Origin of the sequence: Rhizobium sp. Leaf371 (assembly GCF_001424045.1) — a bacterium.
Taxonomy (GTDB): Bacteria; Pseudomonadota; Alphaproteobacteria; order Rhizobiales; family Rhizobiaceae; genus Ferranicluibacter.
In genome coordinates this window covers 1-15,300 of the sequence record NZ_LMQB01000011.1, presented here as the reverse complement: position 1 = coordinate 15,300, position 15,300 = coordinate 1, and the positions used below count along the sequence as shown (strand labels likewise).

At 59.7% G+C, this 15,300-nt stretch carries 13 protein-coding genes and 2 pseudogenes; 7 read left to right on the top strand and 8 right to left on the bottom strand.

Annotated elements, in window-relative coordinates; all coding sequences use genetic code 11:
* Positions 1-255 precede the first annotated feature (255 nt).
* Positions 256-567, top strand: a pseudogene (locus ASG39_RS08010) (serine O-acetyltransferase); the annotation flags it as partial.
* A 154-nt stretch (positions 568-721) separates the two neighbouring features.
* On the opposite strand, the gene ASG39_RS08005 reads toward ASG39_RS08010, so the two are convergent.
* From ASG39_RS08005 to msuE, 8 genes are all read right to left on the bottom strand, one after another.
* Positions 722-1,969 carry an SfnB family sulfur acquisition oxidoreductase gene (locus ASG39_RS08005; RefSeq protein ID WP_062594508.1) on the bottom strand — a complete coding sequence of 416 codons (1,248 nt, stop codon included), beginning with the start codon at positions 1,967-1,969 and terminating at the stop codon, positions 722-724.
* Positions 1,970-1,994: 25 nt separating this feature from the next.
* Positions 1,995-2,777 (bottom strand): ABC transporter ATP-binding protein, encoded by a 783-nt coding sequence (locus ASG39_RS08000; protein ID WP_062594507.1) that lies wholly within the window; start codon positions 2,775-2,777, stop codon positions 1,995-1,997.
* 139 nt (positions 2,778-2,916) lie between these two features.
* Complete coding sequence (locus ASG39_RS07995; protein ID WP_062594506.1) at positions 2,917-4,251, bottom strand: ABC transporter substrate-binding protein; 1,335 nt, start codon at positions 4,249-4,251, stop codon at positions 2,917-2,919.
* Positions 4,252-4,348: 97 nt separating this feature from the next.
* Complete coding sequence (locus ASG39_RS07990) at positions 4,349-5,389, bottom strand: branched-chain amino acid ABC transporter permease (RefSeq protein WP_062594505.1); 1,041 nt, start codon at positions 5,387-5,389, stop codon at positions 4,349-4,351.
* A gap of 3 nt (positions 5,390-5,392) precedes the next feature.
* Entirely contained in the window at positions 5,393-6,289 is an 897-nt protein-coding gene (locus ASG39_RS07985) for a branched-chain amino acid ABC transporter permease (protein WP_062594504.1), read from the bottom strand.
* Positions 6,289-7,212 carry an ABC transporter ATP-binding protein gene (locus ASG39_RS07980; protein ID WP_062594503.1) on the bottom strand — a complete coding sequence of 308 codons (924 nt, stop codon included), beginning with the start codon at positions 7,210-7,212 and terminating at the stop codon, positions 6,289-6,291. Before ASG39_RS07980 ends, ASG39_RS07985 begins: the two co-directional genes overlap by 1 nt.
* A 140-nt stretch (positions 7,213-7,352) precedes the next feature.
* Positions 7,353-8,456: a dimethylsulfone monooxygenase SfnG gene (sfnG, locus tag ASG39_RS07975; RefSeq protein WP_062594502.1), complete on the bottom strand. Its 1,104-nt coding sequence runs from the start codon at positions 8,454-8,456 to the stop codon at positions 7,353-7,355.
* 23 nt (positions 8,457-8,479) lie between these two features.
* The gene (gene msuE, locus ASG39_RS07970) at positions 8,480-9,076 is read right to left on the bottom strand and encodes an FMN reductase (RefSeq protein WP_062594501.1); all 597 of its coding nucleotides are present in this window, start codon (positions 9,074-9,076) and stop codon (positions 8,480-8,482) included.
* A 158-nt stretch (positions 9,077-9,234) separates the two neighbouring features.
* On the opposite strand from msuE, the pseudogene ASG39_RS24695 reads away from it, so the two are divergent.
* From ASG39_RS24695 to ASG39_RS23195, 6 genes and pseudogenes are all read left to right on the top strand, one after another.
* Positions 9,235-9,534: pseudogene (locus ASG39_RS24695) on the top strand (cation diffusion facilitator family transporter); the annotation flags it as partial.
* 97 nt (positions 9,535-9,631) lie between these two features.
* On the top strand, positions 9,632-10,087 hold the full coding sequence (locus tag ASG39_RS24690; RefSeq protein ID WP_277995959.1) for a cation diffusion facilitator family transporter: 456 nt from the start codon (positions 9,632-9,634) through the stop codon (positions 10,085-10,087).
* Positions 10,088-10,202: 115 nt separating this feature from the next.
* Complete coding sequence (locus ASG39_RS07960; protein WP_062594500.1) at positions 10,203-11,129, top strand: fatty acid desaturase; 927 nt, start codon at positions 10,203-10,205, stop codon at positions 11,127-11,129.
* Positions 11,130-11,387: 258 nt separating this feature from the next.
* Positions 11,388-12,176 (top strand): PhnD/SsuA/transferrin family substrate-binding protein, encoded by a 789-nt coding sequence (locus ASG39_RS07955; protein ID WP_062594499.1) that lies wholly within the window; start codon positions 11,388-11,390, stop codon positions 12,174-12,176.
* Between the two features lie 1,381 nt (positions 12,177-13,557).
* The gene (locus ASG39_RS23200) at positions 13,558-13,950 is read left to right on the top strand and encodes a helix-turn-helix domain-containing protein (protein WP_082477065.1); all 393 of its coding nucleotides are present in this window, start codon (positions 13,558-13,560) and stop codon (positions 13,948-13,950) included.
* 72 nt (positions 13,951-14,022) lie between these two features.
* Positions 14,023-14,974 (top strand): IS630 family transposase gene (locus ASG39_RS23195; RefSeq protein ID WP_156468075.1). Its coding sequence is split into 2 segments (ribosomal slippage): positions 14,023-14,358 and positions 14,360-14,974, totalling 951 coding nucleotides; the frame shifts between segments, so codons are not numbered across the junction.
* Positions 14,975-15,300 lie beyond the last annotated feature (326 nt).

Below are 15,300 nucleotides of genomic sequence, written 5' to 3'. Positions count from 1 at the left end.
AAACAACCAAGGAGAAACGCAGGAACTTGACCACTACGACCAACACGAACGATACCTAAGGCGGGTCACTTCTCGGTGGAAATGCCGGGTCAGCTCTCAGTGGAAATCAACAATGTTGCCCTCATTGACAAAAGCAACGACACGCTCACGCAACTCGATCGGATGCGGTTTGCCCATGGCGTTTCTCCTTCCATGGGCAAAGGGAATCACAGATCGCGCAAACCGGATATACCGAATCCGGTTACCCGCGACACGCTTTAGGACGACGTGTCGATTCTCCAGAACGTGACCCTTGGCGGAACGGGCAAGGAAACCGGAGACCGCCATCCTAACATCCGGCGCGGCGCGCTGATAAGCGCAGGGGCCAACATACTCGGCAATATCGAGATTGGGATCGGCGCCGGCAGTGTCGTGATAGCACCAGTTGCATCCTACACCTCTGTGGTCGGCGTACCTGCCCGCTCGATTGGAAAGCGCCACACCGCCCTGCCGGGCGTCACCATGGATCAGGCCATGCCGGAACCGGACTACATGATCTGCCGCGTCGACATTCGGCAGGAATGCTAACGCCGTGCAACGCGGTTCAATGCCCTCAGCGCCCAATAGCCTCTCTGATATCGCTGTCGCTACATGCCGGGCCTGGAGGCGGATAGTCCCATCCTTGCTTGGCCACAACGGAGCTGGGCGGGCCGGCGGAACGGGCGACCGGCCCGTTTGCACGTCAGCTCCACGCATGCAGCGGCGGTTTCTCGCCATTCAGGAAATATTTGCCGAGGATGGCGTATTTCCAGCGGACCGGGTCGTGCAAGGTGTGGGTCCTGGCGTTACGCCAATGGCGGTCAAGGCCGTGTTCGGCGAGCGTCGAACGCGTGCCGGCTAGTTCGAAAAGCTTGTTGGTGGCAAGAAGCGCGATTTCCGTCGAGAGGATTTTCGCCTCAGCAGTGACGATCTGGGCCTCGGCGACGGTTTCGGCATTCGGATCGACGATTGCCCGGTCGATAGCGTATCCTGCCTTTTCCAGCAAGGCTTGCGCGGCGTGCAGGCGCAAGGTGAGATCACCAATCGCCTGGATCGTGTAGGGATCGTCCCAGGCATTGTCGACGCCGGAATCCACCCAGGCGCGGCTCTTGGTGCGCACGAAACTCACCGTTTCATCGATCGCCGCCTGCGCAATACCGGTATCGACGGCCACCTGGATGATCTGGAAGATCGCCCCGTCCGCCGTCGGTACCTCATAGCCCTTGTAGCCGGGCACGAGATGCGTCTTCGGCACCTTGACGTTGTTGAGCAATACGGTTCCAGAAAGCGTTGTGCGCTGCCCGAACGACGACCAGTCGTCGATGACCGTCAGTCCTTCTGCACCGCGTTCGGCGATCGCGTACCAGGCCCTGCCCTCATCATCGAGGGCGACGATCGGCACCAGATGCGCAAGCAGCGCGCCCGAGGAATAGAACTTTTGGCCATTGACGACGACATGATCGCCAGCATCGACGAATTTCGTTTCGAAATCCACCGCCCGCTTGGAGCCGAATTCCGAAAACGCATTGCCGAACCGCGTGCCCTTCAGCACTTCCGCAAACAAAAGCTTCTGCTGCTCTTCATCCGAAACGGTGCGGATCGCCGCCACGACGCCCAGATGGTTCTGCGCCACCTGTCCGATCGAGCTATCGGAAGCCGAGATGATCTCGATGACCTTGGCAAGGGTCGCATAGGAGACTTCCGGACCGCCGAATGTCTTCGGCACATTGATCGACCACAACCCGCTTTGCGAGAAGGCATCGAGTTCTTCGACCGGCCAGATCCGGTCGCGGTCTCTCGCCAACGAGCCCTTGACGAATTCGGCTGCAAGCGTCCTGGCAACGGCGATCGCTTCGGCATCGGTCTTGATGATATGCGCGGGCGCGGCGGGGAGCGCTACCGGTGGTACTGCCTTTGCTGCATTCTCGGTATTGACGTTGGATAGGGTCATGGACGTTTCTCCTCTTGGATTGGGGTTAGCTTGCAAGAGCTGGAATGGCTGGGGCCATCGCCTTCTTGCCGAGATAGAAGGATTTGATGTCGTCGCGTTCGCGCAGATCGCGGGCTTTGCCGGACAGCACCGCCACGCCGTTTTCGAGAATGGTCGCGCGATCGGCGTAATTCAGCGCGACGGCGGAGTTTTGCTCGGCAACCAGAATGGAAAGCCCCTCCTCGCGGTTAAGCCGGCGCAATGTCCGGAAAATGTCTTGGACGATGATCGGCGCGAGGCCCATGGATGGCTCATCGAGCACCAGCAGACGCGGCCGCGACATCAGCGCCCGGGCAATCGCCGTCATCTGCTGCTCGCCGCCCGATGTCAGACCCGACAGGGCACGCCGCTTCTCCTTCAACCGCGGAAAGTGCGTGTAGACCTTGTCGAGATCTTCGGCGATCTCTGCACGGCTACTGCTTCGGCCAATCCCGCCGGATACGAGATTTTCCTCGACCGTCAGACTGCGGAAGCAGTGGCGGCCTTCAAGAACCTGTACAAGCCCTGCGCGCACCAGATTGCCCGGGCTCGTCCTTGTGACATCAAGGCCCTCGAACCGGATGCTGCCGGAGACGATCTGCCCGCGTTCGGCAGGCAGGAGATTGGAGACCGCCTTGAGCACCGTCGTCTTGCCGGCACCGTTGGCCCCAAGCAGCGCCAGGATTTCGCCGCGCGCCAGGGTAAAGCTGACGCCGTCGAGCGCCGTGATGGCGTGGTTGTAGGTCGCCCTCACATCGGCAACCGTCAGCAGGATGTGCTCTTGAGCCATGATCGTGTTCCTGTCTGCGTGCAAAACGCCGCATGAAAAGGGAGGCACGAGGCTGGTTGTGAGGGAGGAGACAACCAGCCTCGTGCCGGGACCTCGAAGACGCGCCTTGAGGCGCGGCCCCTGGGCATAAGCCAAGGGATCAGTTGGTTGCTGTCTCTGCATCTTCCGCGGTGCGCAGCTTGATACCCTTTTCAGCGGCATAGGCTTCGGACGACTTCTCGATGATCGGACGCAGCAGAGCCCAGTCGGGTGCGATCCAGTTGGAGACAACGTTCCACTTGGCACCGTCCCACTGCTGGAAGGTCACGTAGCCATTGCCCTCGTGATTGTCCCAGGTGACGTTGATCGAGTGGAACAGCCCCTTGGCGCCAAGCGCTTCTACGCGGGCCGGATCAAGCTGCAGGTGCTCGAAGCCCCAGCGGACTTCATCGCCGGTCAGCGAGCGTTTGCCGAATTTTTCCTGCGCGATGCGGATCGCCTCGACGTTGAGGATTCCATTGACGATACCGAGATTGTGGTAGACCGAGCCGATGCGCTTCTTGTCTTCCAGATTGCCCTTGCCGGCATCGTAGATCGTCTTGACGATCTCCTGGACCACCGGATATTCGGCGCCCGATGCCTGGGTGGTGATCGCCGTGTAGCCCTTGGCGGCGTCGCCGGCCGGGATCGCATCTTCTTCGGAGTTCGACCACACATTGCCGATGATGTGATCGACCGGGAAGCCGGTCTTTGCGGCGGTCTTCAGCGCCACCGGGTTCATCACACCCCAGCCGCGCAGAACGACGTAATCCGGCTTGGCGCGGCGGATCGCCAGCCATTGTGACTGCTGCTCGTTGCCCGGATGCGGAACTTCGATCTGCTGCAGTTCGAAGCCGTACTTTTCGGCCAGCAGTTCGTAGATCGGAATGGTTTCCTTGCCATAGGGCGAACCGTGATAGAGCACGGCAATCTTCTTGCCCTTGAGGCTTTCCAGACCGCCTTCCTTCGAGGCGATGTAATTCACGATGCCGGACGTCTCGCTGTAGGGGTTGAGCAGCAGTGGGAAGACATAAGGGAAGACACGACCGTCGGTCGAATCGGTGCGGCCATGATTGATTGTGATCAGCGGGACCTTGTCGGTCGTGATGCGGTCGATCATGGCATAGGCGATGCCGACGGAGAGCGGGTTCCAGGCAGCGACGTTTGGATTGCTCTTCAACCGTTCGTAGGCTTCGACACCGCGCTCGACTTCGTACTGGGTTTCGGCCTCCGACCAGGTCAGCTTGACGCCATTGACGCCACCGTCGCGGGTGTTGATCAGGTTGAGATAGTCAATAAAGCCACCGAAGAAGCCGGTGCCGCCGGCGGCATAGGGGCCGACACGATAACTCTGCAGCGGGAAATACTGCTCGTCAGCATGGGCGGCTGGCAGGGCGATGGTGAAAGCGATGCCGGCGGCAAGCGCCGCAATCTTGAATTTGCTGAGGATCGTCATTTGGACAAACTCCGGGTATCGACCGGGCAAAGCACCGGTTCTGGGTTGATCAAATAAAGGCTGATGCGGGATTTGGAGCGGTTCGGCTCCGGATCGCTTAGGTCCGCCGGACAGCGGAACCGATGCGTCTTCGGACCCGGTCCCAGAGGGCGACAAGGCCATCCGGTTCGAGGATCAGAAACAGGATGATGAGCACGCCCATCACGATGCGCTGGCTCATGTCAAGCACGCCGGAATCAAACACGTCGCCAAGCAGGAAAGACCCGAGCCGCGACAGCAGCAGGGGGAATACGACGATCAGCGCTGCGCCGAAGAATGCGCCGCGGATCGAGGCTAGACCACCGATGATGACGATGAACAGGATCTGGAACGAGCGATCGAGATTGAAACCGGCCGGCTCGACGGTGCGCAGATAGGCGAAGGCCCAAAGAACTCCGGCGACGCCGATGATGAAAGACGAGACGGCGAACGCCAGGAGTTTGGTCTTGAGAACCGGCACGCCGATGATCCGCGCGGCCGTCTCGTTGTCGCGCACGGCGATGAAGTTGCGCCCCGTCTGGGAACTCACCAGCCGGTAGGCCAGAAAGGTCAGCACCGAAACGACGCTCAATGCGAAATAATAGCGCCCGACCGGACCTTCGAAGACGAAGCCTGCGACGGAGAGCGCCGGCGCATCGATGACACCGGAGGCGGAATCGTTTGAGAACCAACTGAACTTGGTGAGCGCCCATTGCACGAAAAACTGCGCCGCAAGGGTCGATACCGCGAGATAAAAACCCTTGAGGCGGAGGCTTGGGAGGCCAAACACCAGGCCGATGGCGGCAGCGGCAAACCCGGCCAGCACGATGCTGGCGATCAGCGGCAATCCATCGACCCTGAGATTGAAGTTGAAGGCGGCAAAGGCACCGACCGCCATGAAGGCAGCACTTCCGAGCGACACCTGACCGGCATAGCCGGTGAGGATATTCAGCCCGACGCTGGCGAGGCTGAGCGCCAGGAATGGCAGAAGGATGGCCTCGAACAGATAGCTGGAGCCGAAGATCGGCACCCCGACATAAGCGATCGACAGCAATACCAGCGGCAAGGCCCATTTCGCGGGGAAATGATAATGCGGGAGATCGGATGTGATCACGGACATATCTCAGACCCTTTCCACAAGCTTCTGGCCGAAAAGACCGGAGGGACGGACGAGGAGAAAGGCGAGCGCGATCACATAAGCAAACCAGCCTTCTATGCCGCCACTGAAATATTCGCCGATATAGACCTCGGCGAGTTTTTCCGATGCGCCGATCAAAAGTCCGCCGACGATCGCGCCGAGGATCGAGTCGAAACCGCCGAGAACGAGAACCGGCAAAGCCTTGAGCACAATCAGCGACAGCGAGAACTGCACGCCGACCCGCGCACCCCACAAGAGCCCCGCGACCAGCGCCACAAGGCCGGCAGCGGCCCAGACGGTCGCCCAGATCCAGGGCAGTCGCAGGCCGACCGCAAGTGCTGCAAACTGATCGTCGGCAACAGCGCGAAAACCCAGACCGATGCGGGTGTAGCGGAAGAAAACGGAGAGCAGCGCCACCATGCCGGCGGCAACGACGGCGGCAAAGATGTCGAACTGACTGATATAGACGCCGCCAACGTCGAAAGGCACGTCCTCTATGCCAAGATCCAGACCATGGACCTGTGTGCCCCAGAGAAGTTGGGCGGCACCCTCGATTACATAGGAAAGGCCCAGCGTCGCCATGAACAGCGTGATCGGCGGCTTGTTGGTCAGCGGCCGCAGAACCGTGCGCTCGATGGCGACGCCAAGCACGACCATGATGGCGAAGGTGATCATGAAGGCGAGCGGGAAGGAAATGCCGCGTTCCGTTAGGCTGACGAAGGTCAGCGCTGCGAACAGAAGCATTGCTCCCTGGGCGAAATTGAGCACGCCGGAGGTCTTGTAGATCAGCACGAAACCGATCGCGACCAGCGAATACATGACGCCGGACAAAAGACCGCCGACGAGAACTTCGGTGAAGAACAGCCAGTCGAAATCGGCCATCAGATGCCCTCCTCGTCCTCGTTTTCGGGGGCGACACCCAGATAGGCGTCGATGACCCTCTGATTGGTCTGCACCTCATCGGGCGTGCCATCGGCAATCTTGCGGCCGTAGTCGAGCACGGCAACTCGGTCGGACAATCCCATCACGACACCAATGTCGTGTTCGATCAGCACCACCGTCGTTCCAAGCGTGTCGCGCGCGGCGCGCACGAAACCAGCCATTTCGTTCTTCTCCGTCACCGTCATTCCGGCCATCGGCTCGTCCAGAAGCAGGATATCCGGCTCGGCAACCAACGCGCGCGCAAGTTCGACCCGCTTCTGCAAGCCGTAAGGCAGCGTGCCCGCCAGCCTGTCGCCGACATATGAAAGATGCAGGAAGTCGAGTATGTCCCTGGCGCGGCGGCGCGCATCTAACTGTTCCGTTCTTGCCCGGCCGATGCCGACGATCTGCTCGATGAAGCTGGAGCGCGTCTTGTAGGCGCGACCGGCAACGACATTGTCAAGGACGCTCAGGCCCTTGAACAGGGCCAGGTTCTGGAAGGTGCGCGCAACGCCATGGCGGGCCAGTGCCTGTGTCGGAACCTGCACATAATCCCGCCCGGCCAAGCGCACTCGGCCGCGATTAGGCCTGTAGACGCCGCTGATGATGTTGATGATCGAACTCTTGCCCGCGCCATTCGGTCCGATGATCGCCAGGATCTCGCCGCGCCTGAGCGACAGATCGATATCCGTCAGGGCAACGACGCCGCCGAAGGACAGGCTGACACCGGACAGTTCGAGAACCGGCTTTTCCGTGTCAACGGCCCGGTTCGCCGAAGCGTTACCGGACTGCGACTGCCTGTCGAGGCCGGCCAGATGCTCCTGCACTTCCGGCGGAAACGGCGCCGATCCCAAGCCTCCGAAGGCGAATGTCAATGCGTGCATGCCCCTTATCTCCGTCTTGTATGCGATCCCGGCGGTTGTTCCGCAGGCACGCAAATCCCCCACCGCGCGCCGTCAAGGGCGCGCGGTCTGTCATCGATAGCGGCAGCGGGAACCAGCCGGCCGCCGATTGCACGCTTCAATTATTCGGCGGCGACGGCTGTCTCGCCCTCTTGGGCCTCAAGCTCCCGGATCAGCGGAATGACGTGCTTGCCGAAATACTCCACCTCTTCCTGGAAATGCAGGAAACCAAGCAGAATGAGGTCAGCGCCGGCGCGCTTGAGGTCGATGACGCGCTCGGCGATCTGCCGCGGCGTGCCGATCAGGTTGGAACGGAAGCCGTCATTGTACTGGACCAGATCCTCGAACGAGGATTTCGCCCAGTTGCCCTCGCCCTCGGGCGACGACTTGCCGGCGTTCTTGACCTCGTGGCCAAAGGCATTGACGGCATCCGGATTGGCCTTTTCGATGATCTCGGCCAGAACGGAGCGGGCCTCTTCCTCGGTCTCGCGTACGATCGCGAAGGCATTGACGCCGACACGGACGGAGTGGCCGTTGGCCTTCGCCTTGCCCTGGATGTCATCGACTTGCTTTTGGATTTCCGCCGGCGTGTTGCCGTTGGTGAAATACCAGTCCGAAACCCTCGAAGCCATGTCGCGGGCCGCGCGCGAGGAGCCGCCCTGGAAGATCTCCGGTTGCGGATCGATCGGTTTGGGCTTCAGCGAATAATTGTTGAAGCGATAGAAATCACCGCTGAACGAGAAATTGTCCTCAGTCCAGATACCGCGCAGCGCCCGGATAAACTCTTCGGAGCGGCGGTAGCGCTCGTCGTGATCCAGCCAGTGCTCGCCGATCGCATGGAACTCGCCGCGGAACCAGCCGCTGACGACATTGACGGAGACGCGGCCATTGGTCAGGTGGTTGATCGTTGCGATCTGCTTGGCGGCCAGCGTCGGATTCCAAGGGCCGGGCAGAATGGCGGCAATGACCTTGAGCGTCGTCGTCGATTCCAGCAGCGCATGGCTGAAAGAAACGGATTCATGCTGGAACTCTGCGCCATAGCCTGCCGTGAAACGGATCTGGCTCAGCGCATAGTCAAAACCGCTGGCCTCGGCGATTTGCGCCAGCTTCCTGTTGTACTCGATCGTCCAGCTTGTGCGCTGCTCGATGTTCGAAATGACCAGACCGCCCGAGACATTGGGAACCCAATAGGCGAATTTGACCGGCTCTCTGCTTGCATAAGACATGATATTCTCCCTCTTTGAAAACGTTAGGCAGACGCAGCGACGAGTGTCTGACGATGACCGGAACCACCGGCAGGTGAGCTTCGATCTGCGGCGGGCAGAACCTGCGCCAGCTCAGCTACGGCGCGCTCGATGCGCTCGCGCACTGCGGGGTTACTGATGTCGTAATCGGTAAAGTCGGCTTCGGTGGCATAGATCGCGGTCGGCAAGGTGAGCGCATTGAAAAAGCCGAACAGCGGCCGTAGCTGATGCTCGGTCATCAATCCGTGGAGCGGGGTCCCGCCTGTCGCTGCGAGAATGACGCGCTTGCCGGTCAACGCCCGGTAATCGACGAGATCGAAGAGATGTTTCAAGGCGCCGGTGTAAGACGCGCGGTAGACGGGCGAGCCGACAACGATGACATCAGCCGCCTCGACGGCGTCAATGATCGCACGGCCCTCGGCGTCGAGCTGGTCGGCGCGTAGCGCTCTGAAAAGAACGGGGGCAGCGTCTACTAACTCGATCAGCCGACCATTGCCGGCCAGCCGCTCCGCAGCCAAGGAGACGACAGCATCGACAAGCGCGGCTGTGCGTGAAGGGCGTTTAACGTTCCCGGATAGACCGAGGATGGTTGGACGTATCATCTGAAGTTCCTATTCCTATATAATTGATAGATTAGATAGAAAATAACGACTGAACAGGAATGGATTTTCAAATGACGCGGAAGATTTGGAAAACGACGCTTTCTTGAGGCGCAGGGCGAAACCGGAGCTCAGCCAGCGCTGGCCGCCTCAACGCCCGGATGATCGGTTGGGCGCTCGCGCTGACCTCGACCTTCCTCCTCGCAGAGGTCGTGGCGGGCCTCTACTTCAACAGCCTGGCACTGCTGTCCGACGCGGCGCACATGATGACCGACGTGATCGCACTGGCGATCGCGCTGCTTGCCATCCGGCTCGGAAGCCGCGATGCGGATAGCAGGCGAACCTTCGGCTACCGACGGTTCGAGGTTCTCGCCGCAGCGTTCAACGCGCTCCTTCTGTTTGCGGTCGCCATCTACGTCTTCGTGGAGGCTATCGAGCGCTTCCGAAATCCGGAACCGATCGGATCGATCGGCATGCTCATCGTGGCGATCCTCGGGCTCCTCGTGAACCTTGCCTCGATAGGGGATTCTTTCGGCAGGACGGAAGGAGAGCTTCAATGTGAAGGGCGCTTATCTGGAGGTCTGGGCGGATATGCTCGGATCCGTCGGCGTGATCGCCGGGGCCGTCGCCATTTACCTGACGGGTTGGTCCTGGCTCGACCCGATCGTCGCGGTTCTCATTGCCGTCTGGGTCCTTCCCCGCACCTGGATCCTGCTTCGCGATACGTCCAACGTGCTTCTCGAAGGTGTCCCGAAGGGCATGAGCCTGGACGACGTTCGAGCCGCCGTTCTAGGTCTCGCCGGCGTCGTGGAGGTGCATGACGTCCATCTCTGGTCGATGTCCGGCGAGGACGCCAGCTTCTCGGCCCATGTCGTTCTAACCGCCGGCGAGGACCCCTTGGCCGTACGACGGGACATCGAACGGATGCTTCTCGACCGCTTCGAGACTAGCCACACGACCCTCCAGATCGATAGCGTGGGCGGAAGCCGTGACGACCACATCTATCACGCATAGCGGGAGTCGTGAGCCTAGAATGGAATTTGCATTATAGCCTATAAAATAGATAAACTTTGTTCCATATTTCGATTCCCACTTGCTAGCTTAGCGGCAACAAGGGGAAGTTTCCGGTATGGTCAATCGAGCCTCCAATGTCGGCGGAGCAGGATTTACGTCGCGCTCAACAGAATGGCCGACCGTCTTTCTCGCGACCGTCATCTACGGCGGCTTTCTTGGCGTGACGTTCTGGTGGCAATCTCTGCCACTGGTCCTGGTCGTGCTTTCCGGGGGATGGCTCGTCGCATGGCACGGCTCGCTTCAGCATGAGGTCATGCATGGGCATCCCACGCGCAGCCAGCGGATCAATGACGCGATCGGCTCGATCCCCTTGTCGCTCTGGCTCCCCTATCCGATCTACAAGGACAGCCATCTGAAACATCATCACGATGAGCACCTGACCGACCCGATCGAGGATCCCGAGTCGTCCTATTTGACGAGGAACGCGTGGGAACAGCTCGGTGAAGTGGGTCGGGTCCTGGCGCACTGGAACACCACCTTGCTCGGCCGGTTGACCATCGGTCCTGCCGTGATGATCCTGAGTTTTCTCGCGCAGGAAGGGCGGTTGTTGAGGGCGAATGAACCCGGGCGGCGGCAGATATGGGCCGCGCAACTGGCTGGTGTCGCCGTGCTGCTGTTCTGGGTCACGGTCATCTGCGGCATGCCGATCTGGCTGTACCTTATCGGCTTCGTCTATATCGGCGCGGCGATGACGCGGCTAAGGTCCTATGCCGAGCACCGATACGCCGAGAGCCATGAAGAACGCACGGCGATCGTCGAGAACAGTCACGTCTTCGGATTGCTGTTCCTCTACAACAACCTTCACGTTCTTCATCATCGTCGCCCCGGCATCTCCTGGTATCAGCTGCCGACGGTGTATCGCCATCACCGCGAGACGCTCATTCGCTCGAACGGCGGTTTGGTCTACAACAGCTATTGGGAGGTCGCGCGCCGGTTTTTCTTCAAGCCGCACGACGACCCGACGCACCCCCGCCACTCATGATTCTGCCCCCGCGGACACCGCGTGCTGCTCCATTGACGACGAAGGCACGAGAGGCGACGGGCTTGCCGCCGCCTCTCGTGCCTTCGTCATTGCGCTCCCGGCGATGCTGTGGCGAAATCGTCGAGAGGCTCCCGCCCCTTCCACCGTTTTGGCCGCGAGCGGCAGGCCCCACACGTTCGCACAGACGTCACATGGGGCGTTCCGCCGCTGACCCGATGTTCACCTCGAAGGATTTCTTGATTGCTTGCAAGCCTTGCCATGTACGTCACCCCGCCGCCGCTGGCTGCGGGAACTGCCGTGTTCTGGAGCTTCCTGCGGGACAGGTTGCGGGAAGAAGGCCTTGCCGGCGTTCCCGATACGCTGCAGCAGACCCTCCGCTACGATGAAGCTTGGGTTCATCCGGATCTTCTGCTCGCCCAGACCTGCGGCTACCCTTACGTGAAGCGACTGCGCGGCAAGGTGCGGCTTGTCGCAACGCCGGTCTATTCTCTTCCGGGCTGCGACGGACCGAACACGTGCAGCTTCATTGTCGTGCGCAACGATACGCAGGCGTTTTCCCTCGAGGACCTGCGCGGCACCCGGGCCGCGATCAACGATCCGAACAGCAATTCGGGCGTCAATCTGTTTCGTGCGGCCATCGCGCCGCTTGCCAAAGACGGTCGCTTCTTCTCCTCGGTCGTCGAGACCGGCGGACATGGCAACAGTATCGACGCGGTGACCGCGGGCAGAGCGGATGTGGCCGCGATCGACTGCATCACCTATGGCAACACGCTTCGTTTCGATCCGGAGCGGCTTTCGGGGATCAGGGTGCTTGCCGAAACCGTCAAAGGGCCAGGGCTTCCCTTCATCACGCGGGCGGATGCTTCCGATGCCGAGGTTGCGATTCTCAGGCAGGCGCTTCGACAGGCGATCGCCGACCCATCGCTTGCGGAAACGCGCGAGACGCTGTCCCTTAAGGACGTCGCTTTCCTCTCGGATGCCGACTACGAACCTCTGGCGGAGCTTGAGCGCAATGCACGCCGCCTGGACTATCCCGTTATCGGCTAAAGCGTGTTGCGCCAAAGGGTGCAGCGTTTTGCGACAGTGACATGCGCGAGACTAAGGACCTAGAGTATCCGTTCAGGACGATTGGAAAAGATGGGGGCGATCAAACTCTAGCTCGGCCCGGCATTCGCAAGAATGGCAGCCTCGCATTTCACGATCCGCCCCCCATCGCCGGAAGAGTATGGCCGTCCTCTCCGGCGCTTATTTATCTCACGACGAAGCAAGAAATTTATAAGACAAGCAGCTACCTCGTCTGTAGCAAATCCAGATACAATTCCTCGTCAGGGGCACCACCAGACTKTCGAAACCTCTTTGATCTCAAACCCGTCTTCACCTTGCCATCGTGTCGATGGCTTTTCCCAATGAGCTAAGATTTTAGCCGCCGCCCCCCAAAAAAGGGCGGCGGCATCACTCTCCGGCAAGATGGTGCTTGGCCGCTTCACGTCAGGGCTTGTGCGAACAGGGCTTCAACAGACGGCAAAAATAATGTAGAGGCTACGCCTTTGAAACTACAGGGACGGTGAAAGAAATTCGCGCGTTACTCAAGCGTTTCGAATAAAGACATTCGCATCGCAGCGGCAGCAAGAAACGCACTGCGCGCCTCTCCGGCGGACGCTCTTCCATCAGGACAAACATCATCACCTCCTTGGCCCGCTGGTGCGCCTTTGTCCCTCGAACTGGTCAGTCCATAAGCAATAGCCTTGCCGCCTCTTCTGTGCTTGCAGTTGTCCTGAAACCGCCGCGACTGTTTTCCTCGAGGGTATCGAGGCTATTTCAGTTTTTCGGATCCATAACGCAATACTCCGAGCGCTCTACTTTCGACCTAACGAGCAGAAGCGCGACTCGTTCCATTTGTGCTTATTCACACGAACGCTCAGCTCTGGTCTGTCTTCGATCGTCATAGTCATTGCAAACAGCCAACCTTCAGCGCAGGGTAAATCTTCTGCAGCAGATTTCGCGGGCGCTGCCGCTTAAGGGCTAAACGCCTTGGCCTCAAATCGAGGAGGACGCCATGTCTTCCAAAAAGCCATCCATCAAGCATTCACATGTCTTCGCCANGGGCGCTGCCGCTTAAGGGCTAAACGCCTTGGCCTCAAATCGAGGAGGACGCCATGTCTTCCAAAAAGCCATCCATCAAGCATTCACATGTCTTCGCCATCGACGAATGGGGAGGCAAAGCTGCATATCGAAGCCTGTCCCCTAGAGCGTGTTGCGTTTTTCCTGATTCAGGATTTTCCAAGTGGCTGATTTGTGATTCACTGGCGCCATGGAAGGAGAACGACCATGGGCAAGCCGCATCNTAGAGCGTGTTGCGTTTTTCCTGATTCAGGATTTTCCAAGTGGCTGATTTGTGATTCACTGGCGCCATGGAAGGAGAACGACCATGGGCAAGCCGCATCCAATTGAGTTGCGYGCGCGTGTTGTTGCGTTTGTCGAGGAAGGCAATAGTCACCGGGAAGCWGCCCGGCATTTCCGGGTTTCTCCCAGATTTGTAAACAATATGATGATCCTGAAGCGAGCATCCGGCGGACTTGCGCCGGCCAGGCAGGGGCATCTGGGCGGCGGAAAGCTCACGGGACATGAAGAATGGGTTCGTTCACGCATGGCAGAGAACGGCGACCTGACGCTGGACGAATTGTGCGTCGAACTGGCAGGGCGTGGTGTCTCGGTCGTCCGCTCGACGGCCAGCCGATGTCTGCATCGGCTTGGGCTGAGCCATAAAAAAAAGCCTGCAGGCCGCCGAGCAGTTGCGGCCGGAGATCGCCCAAGCGCGTGACCGTTTTTCCTGATTCAGGATTTTCCAAGTGGCTGATTTGTGATTCACTGGCGCCATGGAAGGAGAACGACCATGGGCAAGCCGCATCCAATTGAGTTGCGYGCGCGTGTTGTTGCGTTTGTCGAGGAAGGCAATAGTCACCGGGAAGCWGCCCGGCATTTCCGGGTTTCTCCCAGATTTGTAAACAATATGATGATCCTGAAGCGAGCATCCGGCGGACTTGCGCCGGCCAGGCAGGGGCATCTGGGCGGCGGCAAGCTCACGGGACACGAGGAATGGGTTCGTTCACGCATGGCAGAGAACGGCGACCTGACGCTGGACGAATTGTGCGTCGAACTGGCAGGGCGTGGYGTCTCGGTCGTCCGCTCGACGGCCAGCCGATGTCTGCATCGGCTTGGGCTGAGCCATAAAAAAAAGCCTGCAGGCCGCCGAGCAGTTGCGGCCGGAGATCGCCCAAGCGCGTGACMTGTGGATCGACCGGCGAAAGCCATTCTTCAACAAGGCATTGGCGCGACTGATCTTTATCGATGAGACCTCGACCAATACCAAGCTGACGAAGCGAAGGGGCTGGTCGCCAAGGGGGAAGCGCTATCGCACCCACGCGCCGTTCGGCTCCTGGAAAACCCAGACCTTCATCGCCGGTCTGCGCTGTCATGGCTTGACGGCACCCTGGATCGTCAATGCGCCAATGAACGGCCACCTCTTCGAAACGTGGATCGAAACTCAACTCGCCCCGACCTTGTCGCTAGGCGACGTGCTGATCCTCGACAATGTCGCCTTTCACAAAAGTCCGAGAGCAGAAGAATTGGTCAGGGCACGAGGGGCATGGCTTCTCTTCCTCCCACCTTATTCCCCGGACCTCAATCCCATCGAAATGGCCTTTTCAAAGCTTAAGACCCTGTTGCGGAAACGCGCAGCCCGTTCTTTCGATGCAATCTCAAATGCGCTGGGCGACATCTGCGATCTCTTCTCCATCACAGAATGCCGCAACTTCTTCAAAGCAGCAGGATATGAGGCCGAATAAATGCAAAATGCTTTAGTGCCGAGGGTGAGAGGCCCATCCTCGCTGCCGCTTTCGCAAAGCTCCCAGCCTCTACGATCTCGGCGAAGACGGCAAGGCCAGCCCAAAGGTCGCGATCCATTCATGAAATTCCTTCAGCAACCCATACGCCGAGTGTAGCCTAATCGAATGCCGATGTTCGTGCCATCTTCATGATCCATCACGATCAGTCTCAGAAAGAGCGCTCAGCCTATGGATCTCCAAACCTATCGTCCTCTCGGTGCCTCCGGGCTCCTCGTCAGCCCGCTAGCACTCGGCACGATGACCTTCGGCACGCCCCGCTGGGGCAT

Excerpts from the sequence above, each read along its gene's own strand:
- ASG39_RS08005 (WP_062594508.1), bottom strand. The coding sequence starts at position 1,969 with ATGACCCTATCCAACGTCAATACCGAGAATGCAGCAAAGGCAGTACCA.
- ASG39_RS08000 (WP_062594507.1), bottom strand. The coding sequence starts at position 2,777 with ATGGCTCAAGAGCACATCCTGCTGACGGTTGCCGATGTGAGGGCGACC.
- ASG39_RS07995 (WP_062594506.1), bottom strand. The coding sequence starts at position 4,251 with ATGACGATCCTCAGCAAATTCAAGATTGCGGCGCTTGCCGCCGGCATC.
- ASG39_RS07990 (WP_062594505.1), bottom strand. The coding sequence starts at position 5,389 with ATGTCCGTGATCACATCCGATCTCCCGCATTATCATTTCCCCGCGAAA.
- ASG39_RS07985 (WP_062594504.1), bottom strand. The coding sequence starts at position 6,289 with ATGGCCGATTTCGACTGGCTGTTCTTCACCGAAGTTCTCGTCGGCGGT.
- ASG39_RS07980 (WP_062594503.1), bottom strand. The coding sequence starts at position 7,212 with ATGCACGCATTGACATTCGCCTTCGGAGGCTTGGGATCGGCGCCGTTT.
- sfnG (WP_062594502.1), bottom strand. The coding sequence starts at position 8,456 with ATGTCTTATGCAAGCAGAGAGCCGGTCAAATTCGCCTATTGGGTTCCC.
- msuE (WP_062594501.1), bottom strand. The coding sequence starts at position 9,076 with ATGATACGTCCAACCATCCTCGGTCTATCCGGGAACGTTAAACGCCCT.
- ASG39_RS07960 (WP_062594500.1), top strand. The coding sequence starts at position 10,203 with ATGGTCAATCGAGCCTCCAATGTCGGCGGAGCAGGATTTACGTCGCGC.
- ASG39_RS07955 (WP_062594499.1), top strand. The coding sequence starts at position 11,388 with ATGTACGTCACCCCGCCGCCGCTGGCTGCGGGAACTGCCGTGTTCTGG.